Origin of the sequence: uncultured Roseovarius sp., assembly GCF_913054395.1 — a bacterium.
GTDB lineage: Bacteria > Pseudomonadota > Alphaproteobacteria > Rhodobacterales > Rhodobacteraceae > Roseovarius.
This window is the reverse complement of record NZ_CAJXIP010000066.1, coordinates 1-18,747: the sequence shown is the minus strand read 5'-3', so window position 1 is coordinate 18,747 and position 18,747 is coordinate 1. Positions and strand designations below refer to the sequence as shown.

The following is an 18,747-nucleotide window of genomic DNA, read 5'->3' as shown; positions in this document are numbered from 1 at the left end:
CCGCCGCCAGTGGCAGCGCAATGAACAGAAGCACCGACAGGATCAGCGTGGACCACGGCACCGTGATATCGGTGACCCCCAGCAACAGGGCGACGATGGGCGCAAAGGCGACGACCATGATCAGATCATTCACCGAGACCTGCAGCAGCGTATAGGCTTCGTCGCCGCGGGTCAGTTGCGACCAGACAAACACCATCGCGGTGCAGGGCGCCGCCCCCAGCAGGATCAGACCCGCGATATATCGCAGCGCGTCCTCGGCCGGGATCCAGGGGGCAAAGACATATTGGAAGAACAGCACCGCCAGCGCCGCCATGGTGAAGGGTTTGACGAGCCAGTTCACCACAAGCGTAATCAGCAGGCCCTGCGGCTGTCTGGCGACCTCGGTCAGGGATCGCGGATCGACGCCGACCATCATCGGATAGACCATCGCCCAGATCAAAAGAGCCACCGGCAGGTTGACCGAGGCGACCTCCAGCACTGCTAGCCCCTGAAAGACGCCCGGAACAGTCGTGCCAAGCGTGATCCCCGCCGCCATGGCCAGGGCCACCCAAAGCGAGAGCCAGCGTTCAAATCGCCCCATTCCCCCGGCGGTGGCGGTCGTGGTCTGGTCGGTCATCGTGCGCGTCCTCGCTCAGAGGTGGTTCAGAATTCCGTCAGGCAGTGCGGCGAACCCTATTGCATGGCCCTGACTTTCATCTTTCCCAAAATACTCACATTCCACGGCGGCCTCCCGACGCCTCGGCCCGACCTTAATCGGCCCGGCCTTAATCGGCCAGCCGCACCAGGGCATGCCGCTTCTTGCCGGCGCTCAGCTTGATCGGCCTGCTCAACGCGGTCGGCTCGATCATCAGCCCCGCATCTGTTAGCGGTTCGTCGTCCAAGCGGGCGCCGTTTTCCTGCATCAGACGCTTGGCCTCCTTGCCGGATTTAACAAGCCCGGCCTTGACCAAAAGCTGCACGATCGAGATCGCACCCCCGGCAAAATCGGCCATGCCAAGGGTCACGGTCGGCAAATCATCCCCGACGCCGCCCTTTTCAAACACCTCGCGGGCGGTGGCATGGGCGGCGGCGGCGGCCTCGGCACCATGGAGCAGCGTCGTGACCTCATTGGCAAGGATCACCTTGGCCTCGTTGATCTCGGCTCCTTCAAGCGCGCCAAGCCGTTCGCATTCCTCGATTGGCAGTTCGGTATAAAGCTTGAGAAACCGTCCGGTATCGGCATCGGTGGTGTTGCGCCAGAACTGCCAGAACTCGTAGGGCGCGCACATATCGGCATTCAGCCACACGGCGCCATCCTGGCTTTTGCCCATCTTCTTGCCGTCCGAAGTGGTCAGAAGCGGCGAGGTCAGGCCGAAAATCTGATGATCCAGCACGCGGCGCGTCAGGTCGATCCCGTTGACGATATTGCCCCACTGATCGCTTCCGCCCATCTGGAAGAGACAGCCATAGCGCCGGTTCAGTTCAAGGAAATCATAGGCCTGAAGGATCATGTAGTTGAATTCGAGGAATGACAGCGACTGTTCGCGATCAAGGCGGGATTTCACCGACTCGAAGCTCAGCATGCGGTTGACGCTGAAATGACGGCCGATATCGCGTAGGAAATCGAGGTATTTCAGATCGTCCAGCCACTCGGCATTGTTCAGCATAAGCGCGCCGGTCGGGCTGTCATCATAGCTGATGTAGGCCGCGAACACCTTCTGGATACCGGCAATATTGTCGTCGATCTGCTCATTGGTCAAAAGCGGGCGCTCATCGGCGCGAAAGCTGGGGTCGCCCACCTTGGTGGTGCCGCCGCCCATCAGGGTGATCGGCTTGTGCCCCGTCTTTTGCAGCCAGCGCAGCATCATGATCTGGATAAGGCTGCCGACGTGAAGCGATTTCGCGGTCGCGTCAAAGCCGATATAGGCGGGCACCACACCGGCGACAAGCGCATCGTCCAGTCCCTGATAATCGGTGCAATCGGCAAGGAAGCCGCGCGCCATCATCGTCGCCATGAAATCGGATTTAGGGTGGTAGGTCATATCGCTTGTCCCGGCTTGGTTTGCGCGGCATGTATAGGCATGGAATGAACGAAGGAAAAGGCCATGTTGAGCGCAGATCGCCTTTGGGCCCTCGGGGCGATGTCGGGCACCTCTCTGGACGGGGTCGATGCTGCCATGGTCGAGACCGATGGCGAGGTGATATATGGCTTTGGCGCAAGTGCCTATCGGCCCTATACGCCCGATGAACAGGCAATCCTGGCGGCGGCTCTTGGCAAATGGCCGGGCGATGATCTTGACGCCGCCGCGCGTCTTGTCGAGGCCGCGCATCTTGAGGTGCTTGGCCGGTTTGAGGGGGCGGGCATCGTCGGCTTTCACGGCCAGACCCTGGTGCATGACCCGCAGGGGCGCGGCACCCATCAGCTTGGCGATGGGGCGGTGCTGGCGCAGGGCCTGGGCGTGCCGGTGGTCTGGGATTTCCGCAGTGCCGATATTCAGCTTGGCGGCGAGGGCGCGCCGCTGGCGCCGTTCTTTCACTTTGCCTGTGCCAAGTGGATCGGGGCGACGGCGCCGATTGCCTTTCTCAATCTCGGCGGGGTGGGCAACCTGACCTGGGTCGACCCGAGCCACGCGCGCCCGGAAGGCAACGGCGCGCTATTGGCGTTCGATACCGGGCCTGCCAACGCGCCGATCAACGATCTGATGATGGCGCGGCGTGGCGAGCCATTCGATCGCGACGGCGCCCTGGCGCGGCGCGGCAGGGTGGTACAGGGCGCGCTCGAGCTGTTCCTAGACGAGCCCTATTTTATGCGCATGCCGCCCAAGTCACTGGACCGCGACACCTTTAGCGACATGATCGGGCTGGTGGGCGAGCTTGGCGATCCGGATGCGGTTGCGACCCTGACAGGGATGAGCGCGGCCGCCGTGCTGCGCGGGATGGAGCATTGCCCAAGCCCGCCCGAGCGCCTGCTTGTGACGGGGGGCGGGCGGCATAATCCGGTGATGATGGATATGCTGCGCGCCGCCCTCGATTGCCCGGTCGAACCGGTCGAGGCGGTCGGCCTTGACGGTGACATGCTCGAGGCGCAGGCTTTTGCCCATCTGGCGGTGCGCGTGGCGCGCGGCTTGCCGACATCCTGCGCAAGCACGACAGGGGTGCGCGCGGCGGTCTCGGGGGGGACGATCAGCAGAGCGGACAACCGCAACATCGTGCGGGGGGCCTTGTGATGGAGTATACACTTGACGAGGGTGCCGGCGCCGGATTGCGTCTTGGGCTGATCCTGCTGAGTACCGACGAGACGCTGGAATACGAGGCCCGCGCGGTGATAGCCGGGCGCGATGCCAACCTGCTTCACACCCGCATCCCGGCCAGTGCCCATGTGACGCCCGAGGATCTGCAACTGATGGCGCCTGAAATGACCCGCACCGCGGCGCTTTTGCCCGCAGGACTAAGTGCGGTCGCCTATGCCTGTACCTCGGGCGCCACCATCATCGGAAGCGACAACGTGGCGCGGCTGATCAACGCGGCGCATCCCGACACCGCGGTGACCAATCCGCTTGCGGCGGTGATTGCCGCGCTCAGGGCGCTTGGGGTCAGCCGCATCGCCATGGTCACGCCCTATGTGGCAGAGGTCACCGGTCCCATGCGCGCCGCTCTTGGCGATGCGGGCATAGAAGTTGTGAGCGAGGTCACCTTTGGCCAGAAAGAGGACTGGACCGTGGCGCGCATCACCGAGGCCTCGACCGAGGCGGCGATGCTGGCCGCGGCACAGGTCGAGGGCGTCGAGGCGGTGTTTGCCAGTTGCACCAACCTGCGGACCTTTGGCATCATAGAGGCGGTCGAAGCCCGGCTTGGGCTGCCGGTGGTCAGTTCCAACCAGGCGCTGATCTGGGATATGCTGCGCCAGAGCGGGGCGCGCGCCAACGGCTGGGGGCCGGGGCGTCTGTTTGATCTTGATGCGAGGGCATGAGAGCCGATGAAAAACGATCACCTGAAACCGGCCACCATCGCGGCACAGGCCGCCGGGGCGACTGATACCGAAACCGCTGGCGTGGTGCCGGGCATTCACCTGAGCACCACCTATCTGCGCGATGCCGATTACGCCCTGATGCGCCCTGACAATATATATGGCCGCGACGAAAACGACAGCGTGCGCCAGGCCGAAGAGGTTCTGCGCCAGCTTGAGGGCGCGGCGGCGACGCTTTTGTTTCCGACCGGCATGGCGGCAATCGCGGCGGTGTTCCGCGCTTTGCCGGGCGGGGCACGGGTGATCCTTCAGAACGGAATTTACTGGGGCACGATCAAATGGGTGCGCGATTTCTGTGCACGACGCGGGATTTTCCTTGAAGAGGTCGATGCCGCCGATGCCTCCGCCCTGGCGGCGGCCTGTCGATCTTCTGCCGATCTGGTGTGGATCGAGACACCGTCCAATCCCTGGCTCAAGACTGTCGACATCAATGCTGCGGCCGGGCTGGCGCATAAGGCGGGCGCGGTACTGGTGGTTGATGCGACCGCCGCCACGCCGATCCTGACGCGCGCCCTTGATCACGGGGCCGATATTGTGATGCATTCGGCGAGCAAGGCGATCAACGGGCATGCGGATGTTCTTGGCGGGGTTCTGTCGTGTCGCGATGGCGCAAGCGCCCTGTGGAAGGCCATCGCGACCGAGCGTCATGACGCCGGTGCCATCATCGGCCCGTTTGAGGCATGGCTCGTGATGCGGGGCTTGCGCACGCTGCCTCTCCGAGTGGAGCGGATGTGCACCAATGCCATGGCGATAGCGCGGTTTCTTGACGGGCACGCCGGGGTCGAAAGCGTGCTTTATCCCGGCCTTGAAGGCGATCCGGGGCACGCGATTGCCAGTCGCCAGATGAGTGGCGGCTATGGCTCGCTTATGTCCGTGGTGGTCAAGGGCGACCGTGCACGCGCGCTTGACGTGGTTGCGCGCTTGCGGCTTTTCCATCGCGCCACCTCCCTTGGTGGCGTCGAAAGCCTTGTCGAGCATCGCCACACGATCGAGCCGGATACCGGCATTCCCGAAACGCTGTTGCGCCTGTCGGTCGGGATCGAGGATGCGGGCGATCTTGTTGCCGATCTGGCCCAGGCGCTTGAGGGGGCCGCTGCCTAGCGGCGCAGGCCTGTTCCGATCCGGTTCAGAATTTCCTCGATCTCGCTCTGTGGTGCCGTGTCGCTGGCGGCGACACGCGCCTTGATGGCATCAAAGCGCGCCCGCAGGGCGGTCTTTTCGGCGCCCTGACAGTCATTCCATGGCCGCCCCTGAAGCCCCATTACCATCGCGTAATAGGCGATGAAATGCGCCCGCGCGCCGCTTTGAAGAAGCTTTTCATAGGCCGCATCCGGCCCCAGATCACGCAGTTGCTCGGCGCTTGTTATTCCAGCCTTTGCATAGACGGCATCGGTGGCCGGACCAAGATTGCGGATAGACGAAACCGGGCTAGGCATTTCCTTAGTAATCCTTCTCGAAAAACACGCCGATACCGGTGCTGCCATCGTTCGATGCACCGCCCTTGAGGGTGATGGAATTGGTGATGTCGAGGTTCAGGTTGATCTGTTGCCTGCCGGTGCTGTCGGCGGTCACCTCGGAATAGATCTTGTCCGAGATATAGGCGCCTGCGCTGACCTCGGTGTCGCCCTCTTCGGTTTGCGTCACGTCAAGATCGCTAAGCCCGACCGCCCCGCGCAACTTGCCGACCACATCAAGGTTGCTCCTGCCTGAAAGCGTCGCCACGGCCGAGGCAAGCTGTGCCGCCTGAAATGGCGATATGCTTTCAAGGCCGCGCCCGAACAGCAGCCGTGCAACCACCTCTTCTTCAGGCAGGTCCGGCTCTGAGGTAAAGCTTATCTCGGGGGCGCTGGCGAGGCCCTCTACCACGATCATGACCGACACATCCTCGGCGGTGGTTTCGGCGACAAAGCGGATAAAGGGATCAAGCGCGCCCTGCATGTTCACAAGCCCTTCGGTCAGCTCAAGCCGCTTGCCAAGGATGTCGAGACGGCCGCGAATAAGCTGAAACACACCGACCGGTTCGACCGCATCGGTCGTGCCCGCAAGGCGCAGCCGCCCGCCAAGTTCGGCGTCAAGACCGCGCCCGCGCACGAAAATCCGCGAGGGCGCGTTGATTGACAGGTTCAGACCAAAGGGCCGCGTGCCGCCCGAGGTCTCGACCGCGATCAGCCCGGCGCGTTGCCGGGTGGCGCGAACCTCTGCTGGTTCGTTGATATGGCGCAGGTCGGGCAGGGCAACAGAATTCGCGCCAAGTCCCGAGGGGATGCGGATATTGGTTTCATCAAGGTTCAGAACCCCACCGATGACCGCGCCGCCGGTCATCGGCCCCGCCAGCGAAATGTTGCCATTCACGGTGGTGGCATAGATTTCCCGATCGCTGAGCACCAGACCGGCGAGATCGACGTTCAACTCGCCATTGAACCCTGGCGTAAGGGCAATCGGTCCCTGCGCGCGGATCACGCCGCCATCGCGCATCTGCGCGGTAAAATCCGTCTCGGCGCGTTGATTGGCGAGGGTGATCGTGCCGCTCAGATTGTCGATGCCAAGGCCGGTGCCGGGCAGGGCGATGCGCGTGTCACTGGTGGTGAAACTGCCCGATACGGCCCCAAGTTCCGGCGCGCCATTCACCCGCAGATCATAGCGGGCCGTCCCCAACAGGGCGTTTGGCCGGATCATGCCGTTGACAAGCGCCAGCGGCAGCGCGCCGCGCGCCGCGAGGTCAAGCCGCTGGCCATGATCGAAGATATCTCCCGTCAGTTGCGCCGTGGTGCCACCGGGGCCATCTGCGCCGAGATCAAGGGCGATCTGGCGTGCATCGCGGCCGATCAGGCGGGCACTGCCGCGCGCCGACACCGGGCCGCTGAAGTCAGGCGCAAACAGCCCCAGATTGGCCAGCCGCGCGGTAAAATTGACCGGGCTGTCACCGCCCTCGCCAGTGGCGTTCAGCGAGAACTGCTGGGTTTCGGCGCTCAGGTTGGCGATCTCGATCCGCTCGGGCGTGCGTGCGGCCTTGGCGGCAAGGCTGAGGCGCCCGGCAATCAGGCGGTCAATTTCGGCAATGCCGGTGGCGATATCCTCGCCATCAAGGGCGGTGGTGATGTCAAAGGTCTGATCCTGAACCTTGGCCGTGCCCGCGAGTGTGAAGGTTGCCTTGCCGCGCAATCGCTGGCCGGTAAGTGCGCTGAATTGCGACAGGTCGGAGATCTGCGCCTTGAGGTTGCCGCTGACCGGAAGGCCGGGCGCATCCGGTGTGAGCCTCCCGGTGGCATTGATCTGTGCGCCCATCAGCGCGGCCTCAAGCCCGGTCAGGGTCACGTCACCACCGGTCTGCCAGCCAAGGTTCACGCTGGCCTCTGCCCGGCCATTCAGGCGGTCGTCGGCCAGGGCCAGGTCGCTCAGGCGCGCGGCAAGGGTAAGCGCGCCGCTCTCGCCGCTGAGCCGCCCGGTGGCGGTGGCGTTCAGGACGTTGTTGTTGATCAGGAGGCGGCGCAGATCGGTGCCGGTGGTGTCGCGTTTGGCGGAAAGGTCAAGCCGCCCGGCGCTTGTCAACAGGGGATCAAGCTGTGCCATGCCAAGCGCAAGATCGCGGGTTTCGGCGCCAAGTTCGATATCGAAATCACCGCCCAGAAGGCTTCCGGAGCCGGAAAGGGTTGCACTGGCGTGACCGGCGATATCCTGACCTGCGAGCGCGGCAAAGCGGCTCAGGTCGGGGGCCTCAAGGCGGATCTCGCCGCTGACCGGAAAACCGTCGGCAAGGTTGTCGATCCTGCCGTGCCCCGCCAGCCAGACATCGCCGCCGCGTATACGCAGGCCAAGAAGGTCAAGCGGTTTGCCCTCGGTCCAGTTCAGCGTGGCGTGCCCCGAAAGCGCATCGCCCGCAGCCCTGGCAAGGGCCGGGTCATCAAGGGCCAGGCCGCGAACCGCAAATTCGGTCAGCGCCGACACGCCGCGCGGGGCGTTGCGCCGGATGGCACCCCGGCCCGAAAGGCTCGCCTCAGAGATAGCAATGCCCGGTTGGTCCAGCCCCGACAGCGTTACATTTGCGCGCCAGCGATCACCACGGGCGGCATCAAACCGCGCCTCGATCAGCGCCGACAGGATCTCGGTCGGCGGGCCGGAGAGGGGAAGGCGCACGGGCGTCGCGCCATCGCCCAACTGCCCCGAGAGGGCAAAGGCGGTGGGCCATCCGGCCGCATCCAGTGCCAGCGAGCCCGCCAATTGCAATTGCGCGGCGGCAAGATTGAAATCGCTGATCTCAAGCGCGCCACCGGCCTGGCGCATACCTTGCAGGACAAGCTGGCTGTCGGTGCCGAAGAAGCTGCGATATTCGGCAGCCATGAGCGGGGTGAGATCACCGGCAAGTGCGGCGGTGAATGCGCGCGCCGGGGCCTCTGGAGGGCCATCGGCGCCGATCGTCACGGTTCCGTCAAGGCGCGGCTCACCGGCGGAGGCCAGGCTTATGTCGGCGGTGAAATCCGAAAGGGGCGCCTCGCCGGTGATGCCGAGGGCGATTGACGGGCTATCGGGCAGGTTGAGGAGGGTCGACGCGATGCCGCCCTCATCCTCGCGCAGCTTGAGGTCAAGCGCGAGAACCTCGGTGGCATTGACATAGGCCGCCGCCAGCGTCAGCGCGCCGCGCTCGTCAAGCCGGGTCACGTCAAGCTGTGCCTCGCCTTCGCCCGAGCCGAGCCTTAACCCGCCGGTCAGGCGCAATTCTGTTTTCTGGCCGAGAATGGGCGCGCCAAGGGTCACGGTCTCGACGCTGATTTCGCCGATATTGACCGAGACCGGCAGGTCGGGCAGGGCAAAGGGCGTCGCCTCGGCCATTTCGGGGTTCAGGTCTTCTTTGGTGTTGGGCAGGCGCGGCATGTCGATTTCGCCCGCCGACAGGCGGTTGACCTCGACCCGGCCCGCCAAAAGTGCGCTTCGGGTCCAATCGAGCGTGACATCGCGCAGCGTCAGCCAGATACCGACATCATCGGCGATGCTCAGCTCTTCCAGGGTCGCCTGCGACGACAGCGCCCCGGCAAAGCCGGTGATGCGCACCTTGCGCCCGGCCCCCGACAGGTTGTCCTCGATCAGGGCCTGAAGGTAACCGCGATCCTCATCCGCGCTTTGCGCCAGAAGCGGCGCAGAGAGACAGGCGAGGGCAAATGCGATAAAAAGAAGAAAGCGCATCAGAATGCCTGTCCAATCCCGATATAAAGTTCAAAATCCTTGCCCGCGCCGCTATCCAGAGGCGTCGCAATATCTACGCGGATCGGGCCAACGCCGGTCATGTAGCGTGCGCCAAAGCCCGCGCCACTATGCCATTCGCCCTTGCCGGTCCCAAGGGCATCCTGTGCCACATAGCCGGTATCGGCAAAGGTGACCGCCTGGATGGTATTCGTGACATCGGCGCGCAATTCGCCGGAAAACGCCATGAAGGCACGCCCGCCCACGGTGACGCCGGGCGACAGTTCGACGCCGAGCGATTGATAGGCCTGGCCGCGAACGGTGTCGGCGCCGCCCGAATAAAACAACATATCGGCGGGTACGTCGGTCACCTCGGCCCCGGCGACCGAACCAAGTTGCGCGCGCGCCGCAAAGGTAAAGCGATCCGCCTCGCCAATACTGTGATAGGTCCGGGCGTCGGCAAACAGCCGCGCGCCAGAGCCGCTCTGGCTTTCGAGCCCAAGAAATGGCGTCAGCGTAAGATCGACATATTGCCCGGATTTGGGGTTGAGCGCGCTGGCGCGGCGCCGGTCCCATGTGGCGCGCAGCGGAAACAGCAGATGTTGCAGGCTGCGCGAGCCAAGATCGTCGTCAATCTCGGAATAACGATAGCTGAGCCCGGCCTCGGCTGTGAGGTATTTGGAAAAGATATGGCTGAGGCCGCCGCCGATTTCGACGCTGCGTTCGCGGTAATCTGGTTCGTTGCTTTCCTCGATGCTCGCCTGAAGGAACAGGCTGGTGTCCGGGCTGAAGGTGGCGGGGCGGTCATAGCGCACCCCAAGGCGATAATCCTCGCCCCCCGAGTTGCCGCCGATGCCCCCGATCATACCGTCAAACCGAAGCCGCTCGGCCCCGCCCAAAAGATTGCGATGGAGCCAGAACCCGGTCAGTGTCAGCCCTTCGAGAGAGGAAAGCTCAGCGCCGACGCCAATCCGGCGGCGCTTGGCATCGACCACGCGGGTGGTGATATCTAATGTCCCGTCGGGATTCGGAGTTTCGGCCTCGGTCATGACCACCGAGCGAAATGCGCCACTGCGTCGTAGTCGCGTGGCCGATTGGTTGAGTGTGTCGGGCGAAAAGGCCTTGCCGGTCGGCAGCCCGGCGATGGCACGGATGCGCGAGGGGCGCACGCGGCTTGGGCGCCCGGTCTCTTGGACAATGAGCGCGCCAAAGCGCAGGCGCGGGCCGGGTGCGAGCGTGATATCGGCGTCAAGCGTCTTGCGCGCGTGATCCGCGGTGATCGACTGATCCGTGACCGCGGCCTTGGCATGACCCTTCGCGCGCCAGCCGTCCACGCCGCTGCGCGCGGCCTCGCCAATCAGATCGCCGCGCGCGGGCTTGCCGGTGGCAAACCCCTCGGGCAGCACGATGCGCGGATGCAGGGGCGTCACGTGGGCGGTGCCAAAGGTGAATTCGGCGCGTCGGTCCACGGTGATATCAATCCGGCGCACCTCGCCGGGCGCGCGCAGCGGCGGGATGCTTGCAGCCTCTTTTCCGTCCACGCGGATGGTGATCACGCCGCCGAAATAGCCCTCGGCGTAAAGCACGCCGATCAGCCGCGCGTAATCCGATTGCGCGGCGGCCAGAAGGTCCTGCGCGGTAGCATCGTCACGCTCGGCGGTACTCAGGCTGAGTGAGGCGCTGCGCAGCTTTTCGTTAAAGCCCTCGGGGGCGTTCGGGGTGGTGACAGTGACCTTTGCTGCATGTGCTCCAAACGGCAGGAAGGCCACGAAAACCGCAGCGAAAAGAGAGTGTTTCAAATGTGATTCTACCACTTCAAGAGGTCCACAAAACATGAATAATTATCGCATCAACCGGGTAGGAAGACTACCCGCCTTGCAGAGACAGGGCGAATGGGCGGAAAATCACTCAGCCGGATGCGCGCTTGCGGCAAGCTCTGCTTCGAGGGCCTTTTCGATGGCCCCGCGCGGCTTGGTGAAACGCGCCAGAAGGTCATAGAGAATCGGCGTCACAAAGAGCATCAGGACGGTTGCCATGCTTAGCCCCGCGACAATCACCGTGCCCACGGCGATCCGGCTTTCGGCGCCCGCACCATTGGCTAGAACCAACGGCATCGCGCCCAGAACGGTGGAAATCGCGGTCATCACGATAGGCCGCAGCCGCAGCACCGAGGCCTCGATTACCGCGTCGCGCACGGTATGGCCTTCGTCGCGCAATTGATTGGCGAATTCGACGATCAGGATGCCGTTCTTGGAAATCAGCCCGATCAACAGGATGATGCCGATCTGGCTATAGACATTCAGCGACAGCCCCCCAATCGCCATGGCATAGATTGCCCCCGCTATCCCGATCGGTACGGTCAGCATGATCACCAGCGGATGAATGAAACTTTCGAACTGTGCCGCCAGAACAAGGTAAACGATCAGAAGCGCCAGCAAGAACACCACGCCGACCCCGCCGGAAGTGTCCTTGTAGGTGCGCGATTGCCCGTCATAGCCAAGCTTGGCCTCGGGCGGCAGGATTTCGGCTGCGATGGTTTCAAGCTGGGTCAGAACACCGCCAAGATCGGCCCCCGGCGCAAGCGCCCCCGAAAGCTGAATCGAGGGCAGGCGGTCAAACCGGCGCAGCGATGGGGCGGCGGCGTTTTCATTGATCGTCACCAAGGCCCCAAGCGGCACAAGGGTTTCCCCGTCACCGGCGCGCAGGAAAATGTTCGAGATGTCCGAAGGCGTGCGCCGGTCGGCCTCTTCGGCCTGCACAAGCACTGGATATTCACGACCGCGGCTGACAAAGGTGGTCACCTCGCGCGAGGCGAGCATGGTTTGCAGGGTGGCCGCGATCACATCGGCCGAAATTCCAAGATCATCGGCGCGGGCGCGATCAATGCTGACGTCCAGCTGCGGCAGGTTCTGTTCAAAGTTGATCTCGGGGTTGACCAGCCCCTCGACGGTTTCGGCGCGGGCCAAAAGCTCTAGCGCCCAGTCCTTGACACTGTCGAAGTCCGGGCCGCCGACCACCACCCGAACCGGGGTGGAATTGCCGCGCAGTCCAAGGCCGGCCGGCGTCACCGGAAAGCCGCGCGCGATGGTGACATTGCCCATTTGCGGGGCAATATCGCCCACAAGCGCCGAAATCGGGCGGTCGCGCTCTTCCCAGGGGGCAAGGCGATAGACCACGAAGGACCGCCAGGCCCGCCCGCCCCAGCCGGTAAAGGTAAAGACGGTTTCGATCTCGCCGGACTGGCGCATCGGTTCCAGGATTGCCTCGACCTGGCGCGCGGCAAGATCGGAATGCGCCACGGTACTGCCCTGCGGGGCGGTGAGCGGGACGAAGCCGACACCGCGATCCTCGCGCGGGGCCAATTCGCGCGGCAGGCCGTCATAGAAAAGCGCCGCACCGGCGGTCAGGACAAAGGTGACCGACAGAACCACCAGCGGCATGGCGATGGCACGTACCAAAAGCCCGCGATAAAGCCGAAGCAGAAAAGGCTCTCGCTCTGGCATGGTCGCGGCGGCGGCCTTGCGGATCTTGCGTGCGCTCAGAACCTTGGCAGCCAGGGCAGGGCAGGCGGTGAGCGCCACAAAGGTCGAAATCGCGACCGTGCCCGCCATGACCCAGCCGAATTCGACAAACAGGCGCCCGACCTGTCCGGGCATGAATGACAGCGGCACAAAGACCGCAATGAGCGTCAGCGAGGTGGCAATCACCGCGAATGTTACCTGCCGCGCGCCCTTGAGGCTTGCCACGATCGGGGATTCGCCGTTTTCGATCCTGCGCTGGATATTCTCAAGCACCACGATCGCGTCATCCACCACAAGCCCGATCGCCAGCAACAGCGCCAGAAGCGTCAGCGTGTTGAGGGAAAACCCCCAGAGGCCGATCAGGAGGAAACACCCGATCAGCGAGACCGGAATCGTGATCGCCGGGATAAGCGTGGCGCGGATGCTGCGCAGGAACAACAGGATCACCGCAATCACCAGCGCCAGCGAGATGAACAGCGCGGTCACCACTTCACGGATCGAGGCCCCGACAAAAAGCGCGTCATCCGAGCCGACGATGATCCGCATGCCCTCGGGCAGGCTTTCGTTCAGCAATTTGATCTCGGCACGCACCGCCTTGGAAATCGCCAGCGTGTTCGACTGGCTTTGGCGCAGGACGGCGACGCCGACGGCATCACGGCCATTGGTGCGCACGATAGTGCTGTCGTCGGCCACACCGGGGGCAATGCGCGCCACATCTCCAAGGCGCACAGGATAGCCCGCCACGTGATCAAGCACGATTTCGCGAAAATCCTCTATGCTCGTCATGCGGCTGTTGAGGCGCACGGAAAGCTGGCGGTTATAGGATTCAACCTCGCCTGCGGGCAGTTCGATATTGTTGCGCCGCAGCGCCGCCTCGACATCCGACACCGCAAGATTGCGTGCAGCAAGGGCCCGCCGGTCAATCCAGATCCGCACCGCAAACGGGCGGGCGCCATAAATGTCGACATTGGCCACCCCGTCGAGCGTGGCGATGCGATCAACGACAAAGCGGTCAATGTAATCCGTGATCTCGGCGGTGGTCATCCGGTCCGAGGTGATGGCGAGGCGCATCACCGGGTCGGCGTCGGCGTCGCTTTTGACGACCTGCGGTTCGTCGGCCTCTTCCGGCAGATCGCCGCGCACCCGGCCGACCGCGTCGCGCACGTCATTTGCGGCCACGTCGATATCGGTGCCGCTGTCAAATTCGATGGTCACCCGCGAGCGGCCCTGACGGCTCTCGGAACTGATCGAGCGGATACCCGAGATCGAGGCAATCGCGCCCTCGACGGTCTCGGTCAGGTCGGTGTCGATCACCTCGGGCGCCGCGCCGCGATAGGTGGTGGTGACGGTGACCACGGCATTGTCCACATCCGGCAGTTCGCGTACCGGCACAGAGCGCAGGGCCGCCAGTCCGAAAATCACGATCAACAGGCTTGCGACTGCGGCCAGAACCGGGCGGCGGATCGAGATGTCCGACAGGGTCATGTCGCTTTTTCCGGGGTTTTGGCAACGGTTTCAGCGGTGGCGCCGGTGTCTTCGCCCTTGATCTTGAGATCGCTGCCGGGACGTACCCGTTGCAGGCCGCGAATGATCACCTCTTCACCGGAGGAAAGCCCCGAGGTGACGGCAATCGCACCGTCAAGCCGCTGTCCGGTGACCACAACGCGGCGTGCTGCCTTGCCGTTTTCATTCACGAATACATAGGTTTCGGCAGCCTGAAAGATGATTGCCTCTTCCGGCACGACAAACTCTTCTGTTTCTGACAGGACAAGCTTGAGCGACAGGAACATGCCCGCAGGCAGGGTGCTGTCGGGGTTCGGAATAAGGGCGCGGGTCCGAAAAGCACGGCTGAGCGGGTCGATCCGGTTGTCGACCGCGTCGATCGTGCCTGTGAACTCGCGTCCCGGAAAGGCGGCGCTGCGGGCGGTCAGTTTCTGGCCGCGCTCGATCTGGGCAAACAGGGTTTCGGGCAGGGAAAATTCAACCTCGACCTCGCTCAGATCATCAAGCCTGGTCAACACCTGGCCCTCTGATACCCGCGCCCCGACGTCGTAATTCGTCAGCCCCACAACCCCGGCAAAGGGCGCGCTTATGATGCGGTCCGCAAGGCGGCGGCGGGCGCGTTCAACCTCGGCCGTGGCCTCGGCGAGACGGGCGGTGGCCTCTTCCTGACTGGCCTGCGAGACGGCATTGGTCAGGCGCAGCTGGCGGATGCGCTCGACGGTCTGGCGCTGTTCGGTAAGAACGGCCTCGGCCTCGACTAGATCGGCGCGCTCGATGGTGTCATCTAGACGGGCGAGGATATCGCCTTTCTCCACCTTGGCGCCGGGCTCGATCGCCAGTTCGATCAGGCGGCCGTCAACTTCGGGGACGATCTCGATGGATTGCAGAGCGCGGGTGGTGCCGACGGCCTCGATCGTCTGTTGCAAAAGCCGGGTTTCGGCGCGCGCAAGCTCGACCGTAACGGGGCGCGCGCCGCTCGCGGGGGTCTCGGCCACGACGGTGGGCGCGAAATAGATCCTATAGGCCTCGTATCCGCCATAGGCGCCGCCCGCGAGCAGACAAAGCAGTAAGAGTTGTTTCCAGACTGACATCTATATCGGGCCCCGTTCGCCAAAAGCTGCCCCATTATGCCATGGGGCGTCGTCGCATCATCTTAATGCATTGGAAAGGTATAGTAAGCCGGACGAAAGGCAACTGTTTGTGACGTATTGCGGGGGGCCTGTCCGGTGAATGTGATCAGGCCGCCCGATGGTGCGCTGAAAGCTTGGCCATGGTATCGGTCCAGAGGCTTGGCAGCTCGCCCAAAAGCCTCTCTGCCGTCTGCCCGTCGCCACGTCGAAGCGCATTTTCGGCCTCGACCAAAAGGGCGTGCAGTGCCACGGCGCCGGTGGTGGCCGCCGATCCGGCAAAGCCATGCAGGCGGTCGGCCAGTTTCTCGGGCGGCAGGCTGCGCAGGTGGTCAAGGTCCGCGACAATCTGTTCCCCCTCGGTTTGAAACCTGTCGAGCAGGCCCTGGATGCTGGCGGCGGGCAGGGTGCCGCCAAGCTCGGCGAGAAGCGAGGTATCGACGCAGACCAGAGGGTTTGGTGCGGGCGCAGCCGGAGAAATACCGGCCAAAAGATCGCGCAGAGTGGCGCGGCGCAGGGGCTTGGTTTCAACGTCATCCATGCCCGCCGCGCGCAATTCAAGAGCTTTGTCAGAACTGAAATGGGCGGTGAGCGCCACGATACGCGTCGCCGCAGAAGCGCCGTTTCCGTCGCGGATGGTTCTGGTCGCCGCAATGCCATCCATGCGTGGCATGTTGATATCCATCAGGATCAGGTCAAAGCGCGTTGCATTGGCAAGGGCCACGCCCTCGACCCCGTCACGGGCCAGGGTGACGCTATGACCGTCATTCTTCAGCATCACCTCGATCACCAGGCGGTTGTTGGCGTTATCCTCAACCACAAGCACATTGAGCGGTGCAATGTCTGCGGGCGGGGTTTTGGGGCGCGGCGCGGGGGCGGCGGCACCCTCTGCGGGCAGCGGGATGCGGACCCAGAACAGGCTGCCTTCCGTCGGCACGCTTTCGGCGCCGATGACGCCACCCATCAGCGTGACCAGGTGACGTGCGATGCCAAGGCCAAGGCCGGTGCCCTCGGGTTGATCGCTGTCGGCGGAACTGACGCGTACGAAATCCTCGAAGATCGTCGGCATATGCTCGGCGCTGATACCAATGCCGGTATCGCTTATCTGGAATTCGACGATGGCGTTGCCGTCAGGCGAGGCCCGCGTGCGCGCCGCTTCGATGGTGATCTCGCCGTTTTCCGTGAATTTTATGGCATTTGACACCAGATTGAGCAGTACCTGGTAAACCCGGTCGCGGTCGCCCTCGACCCGGCCGATACCGCCTTCGGGCGACAAAAGCCGCAGTCTGTTATTGCGCGCATCCGCCATTGGCTGTTGGTTCTCGAACAGATCGCGCAACATCAGGTCAAGGTCAAACTGGCCCGGACGCAGCACCATCTTTCCGGCTTCGGCCTGGGACATGTCAAGTGCATCGCTGATCTGGGTCAAAAGCATTTGGCCCGAGGATTTCATCACGCGCGCATAGCGGTCCTGTTCACTGGTCAGGCCCGTATCCTGCATCAGTTCCAGCGCCCCAAGGATGCCGTGCAGGGGGGTGCGCATCTCATGGCTGATCATGCCGAGAAAGCGCGCCTTGGCCCGTTCGCCGGACAGGGCACGGTCGCGGGCCGAAAGGATCTCGGCCTCGGCGGCGCGGCGATCCGAGAGGTCCCGCACGAAACAGATACAGACCGAGATATCCCCATGGAGGGCGACGTCGGCGGAAATTTCCGCCGGGAATTTCCGCCCGTCGAGGCTTTGTACGACGATATCGTCTAACCGCTTGGCGCCGTGCGCGCATGCCGTCATGAGCGTTGCACCGTCAAGCGGGGTCAGGGTGCCGTCATGATCGCTGCGAAACAGGAATTTGCAAATCCGGACAGATGGTGACCCATCACACGGAAGGGCGAACATACTGTTTGCGACGCCATTGGTATCGCGCACATCCCCCGAGGGACCGAGCACCAGAATACCGTCCTGTGAGGTGTTGAGAATGGTGGTAAGGCGGTTGGTCGTGTTGCGGCTTTCCTCGGCTCGTTTGCGGGAATCCTTATAAAGGCGCCAGACAAGCAGCAATGCGAGGAAAAGGGCGCTGACCATCAAGAGAGCAAGAACCGTCAGGGTGACGATCTGCGAGGTGAGCGCGTTGCGCTCCTTGTCCGCGCGCGCCGCGCCAGCCTTTATTCCGAGCAGGGCGATTGCACGGATCGGGTCTGTCAGGTCGGTCACCATCGTGGCCATCTGTCCCCGCGCGGCCAGAAGCGCCGCATCGTCGCTGTCGATGATTTCGACCATCTGATCCAGTATCCCGGAGATGACTCCAAGTTCGGCCTCGGCGTTGTTGCCGTCCAGAATGCTGCGGTAAAGCGCGCCATTTTCAAGCGTTTTCACCCGGCTGTAGAACACATCGAACCTTTGGCGAAGCGCATCCAGATCCGGGGTGTTGTCGGTTTTCATGCGCTCAAGCCCGACCATCAGCTTGAGTTGGTCCACTTCAAGCTGAGACATTGTCCAATACACGCCGTCCTGAGTGGCGGAGCCGTATTTTCCAAGCTTGTCGAAGACGGCAGTGATCAGGACCGACGCGGCCACAAGGCAAAGCGCGGCCAGCAGGCTCAGCGCCATGAGCTGCACGCGGCGACTCGATATTGATTTCAGCACCTTCGCGGCAGCCATTTCCAGCATCCCTTAGGGCTTTTGCGCCGATTCAGGCATGGCAGCCGAACCGGTGTCACGGTTCGTTCTAGCGGATTGCCGTTATCCGGTCGAGTTGCCAGATACTGCGCGAAAAGATAGTTTCGGTGCGATAATCGGCGTTGCTGTCATAATCATAGATAAGCCACAGAGGGCCTTTATCCCGAAGTTTCATCGGTTTGTTGTTGCGCTCATAGGCAACGATCGGGGCATCGGGCGTGATTTCGTCGACGGGCAGGGCGATGGAGTAATCATTCACTGCCTGCAATTCGAGTTTTGCCGCTTCAATGTCAAAATGTTCAAGCAGGGTAAAAAGCGGCACGCCTGTAAAACGCTGTTTCCCTGTGGTCCAGATTGTCGTGGTGTCATAGGACAGCGCCGGAAGCGCGCGCAAATCCTGTTCCGTAAGAGCGATGACCTGCGGCGTTCCGGTTTCCTCGCCGGGCAGGGTGATGGTCAGGATCACGGGGGGTTGTTCTGCGGTTGCATGAAAAACAGGGGTGCCGAAAGTCCATAAAAAACAGGCTGTTACCACAGATAAAAACGAACGCTTATTCATTATGACCCCTTTTGGCTGGATATGCCATTCTGGATGTTTCTGATGTTAAATCCATTCCCCTATGCAATTGGGTAGGCTCAGTATATAATTGAAAAAGTATTTTGGAGGTTAACGTTCCAATTTTTCAAGCGATCGCTGGCGAACCGCTTCAATGTGCGGTTAAGGTGGTTGGGATTATATTG

At 63.0% G+C, this 18,747-nt stretch carries 11 protein-coding genes and 1 pseudogene; 3 read left to right on the top strand and 9 right to left on the bottom strand.

The features are described from left to right. Both QZ522_RS10675 and tyrS read right to left on the bottom strand, forming a co-directional pair. A pseudogene (locus QZ522_RS10675) lies at positions 1-580 on the bottom strand (arsenical-resistance protein); the annotation flags it as partial. A gap of 184 nt (positions 581-764) precedes the next feature. Next, positions 765-2,021 carry a tyrosine--tRNA ligase gene (gene tyrS, locus QZ522_RS10670; RefSeq protein ID WP_294610934.1) on the bottom strand — a complete coding sequence of 419 codons (1,257 nt, stop codon included), beginning with the start codon at positions 2,019-2,021 and terminating at the stop codon, positions 765-767. A gap of 63 nt (positions 2,022-2,084) precedes the next feature. Here tyrS and QZ522_RS10665 point away from each other — a divergent pair, with 63 nt between their 5' ends. The 3 genes from QZ522_RS10665 to QZ522_RS10655 are packed head-to-tail and all read left to right on the top strand — an operon-like array spanning position 2,085 to position 5,107. Beyond that, a complete protein-coding gene (locus tag QZ522_RS10665) occupies positions 2,085-3,206 on the top strand; it encodes an anhydro-N-acetylmuramic acid kinase (RefSeq protein WP_294610931.1) in 1,122 nt (373 codons plus the stop codon). Then, positions 3,206-3,949, top strand: coding sequence for an Asp/Glu racemase (locus QZ522_RS10660; protein WP_294610928.1), 744 nt, complete (start codon positions 3,206-3,208; stop codon positions 3,947-3,949). The genes QZ522_RS10665 and QZ522_RS10660 overlap by 1 nt, the downstream gene beginning before the upstream one ends. Positions 3,950-3,955: 6 nt before the next feature. Continuing rightward, positions 3,956-5,107, top strand: coding sequence for an aminotransferase class I/II-fold pyridoxal phosphate-dependent enzyme (locus tag QZ522_RS10655; protein WP_294610925.1), 1,152 nt, complete (start codon positions 3,956-3,958; stop codon positions 5,105-5,107). Here QZ522_RS10655 and QZ522_RS10650 read toward each other — a convergent pair. From QZ522_RS10650 to QZ522_RS10620, 7 genes are all read right to left on the bottom strand, one after another. After that, positions 5,104-5,442, bottom strand: coding sequence for a TfoX/Sxy family protein (locus QZ522_RS10650; RefSeq protein WP_294610922.1), 339 nt, complete (start codon positions 5,440-5,442; stop codon positions 5,104-5,106). The genes QZ522_RS10655 and QZ522_RS10650 overlap by 4 nt on opposite strands. 4 nt (positions 5,443-5,446) lie before the next feature. Further along, a complete protein-coding gene (locus QZ522_RS10645) occupies positions 5,447-9,184 on the bottom strand; it encodes a translocation/assembly module TamB domain-containing protein (protein WP_294610919.1) in 3,738 nt (1,245 codons plus the stop codon). After that, positions 9,184-10,980: an autotransporter assembly complex family protein gene (locus QZ522_RS10640; RefSeq protein ID WP_294610916.1), complete on the bottom strand. Its 1,797-nt coding sequence runs from the start codon at positions 10,978-10,980 to the stop codon at positions 9,184-9,186. Before QZ522_RS10640 ends, QZ522_RS10645 begins: the two co-directional genes overlap by 1 nt. A 105-nt stretch (positions 10,981-11,085) precedes the next feature. Continuing rightward, positions 11,086-14,187, bottom strand: coding sequence for an efflux RND transporter permease subunit (locus QZ522_RS10635; RefSeq protein WP_294610913.1), 3,102 nt, complete (start codon positions 14,185-14,187; stop codon positions 11,086-11,088). Next, the gene (locus QZ522_RS10630) at positions 14,184-15,296 is read right to left on the bottom strand and encodes an efflux RND transporter periplasmic adaptor subunit (RefSeq protein WP_294610910.1); all 1,113 of its coding nucleotides are present in this window, start codon (positions 15,294-15,296) and stop codon (positions 14,184-14,186) included. The genes QZ522_RS10635 and QZ522_RS10630 overlap by 4 nt, the downstream gene beginning before the upstream one ends. 145 nt (positions 15,297-15,441) lie before the next feature. Continuing rightward, entirely contained in the window at positions 15,442-17,988 is a 2,547-nt protein-coding gene (locus tag QZ522_RS10625; RefSeq protein WP_294610907.1) for an ATP-binding protein, read from the bottom strand. Between the two features lie 67 nt (positions 17,989-18,055). Beyond that, entirely contained in the window at positions 18,056-18,472 is a 417-nt protein-coding gene (locus tag QZ522_RS10620) for a molybdopterin-dependent oxidoreductase (RefSeq protein WP_294610904.1), read from the bottom strand. Positions 18,473-18,747 lie beyond the last annotated feature (275 nt).

What these genes read in the sequence shown, in the direction of transcription:
- tyrS (WP_294610934.1), bottom strand. Translation starts at nt 2,021, where the DNA reads ATGACCTACCACCCTAAATCCGATTTCATGGCGACGATGATGGCGCGC.
- QZ522_RS10665 (WP_294610931.1), top strand. Translation starts at nt 2,085, where the DNA reads ATGTTGAGCGCAGATCGCCTTTGGGCCCTCGGGGCGATGTCGGGCACC.
- QZ522_RS10660 (WP_294610928.1), top strand. Translation starts at nt 3,206, where the DNA reads ATGGAGTATACACTTGACGAGGGTGCCGGCGCCGGATTGCGTCTTGGG.
- QZ522_RS10655 (WP_294610925.1), top strand. Translation starts at nt 3,956, where the DNA reads ATGAAAAACGATCACCTGAAACCGGCCACCATCGCGGCACAGGCCGCC.
- QZ522_RS10650 (WP_294610922.1), bottom strand. Translation starts at nt 5,442, where the DNA reads ATGCCTAGCCCGGTTTCGTCTATCCGCAATCTTGGTCCGGCCACCGAT.
- QZ522_RS10645 (WP_294610919.1), bottom strand. Translation starts at nt 9,184, where the DNA reads ATGCGCTTTCTTCTTTTTATCGCATTTGCCCTCGCCTGTCTCTCTGCG.
- QZ522_RS10635 (WP_294610913.1), bottom strand. Translation starts at nt 14,187, where the DNA reads ATGACCCTGTCGGACATCTCGATCCGCCGCCCGGTTCTGGCCGCAGTC.
- QZ522_RS10630 (WP_294610910.1), bottom strand. Translation starts at nt 15,296, where the DNA reads ATGTCAGTCTGGAAACAACTCTTACTGCTTTGTCTGCTCGCGGGCGGC.
- QZ522_RS10625 (WP_294610907.1), bottom strand. Translation starts at nt 17,988, where the DNA reads ATGGCTGCCGCGAAGGTGCTGAAATCAATATCGAGTCGCCGCGTGCAG.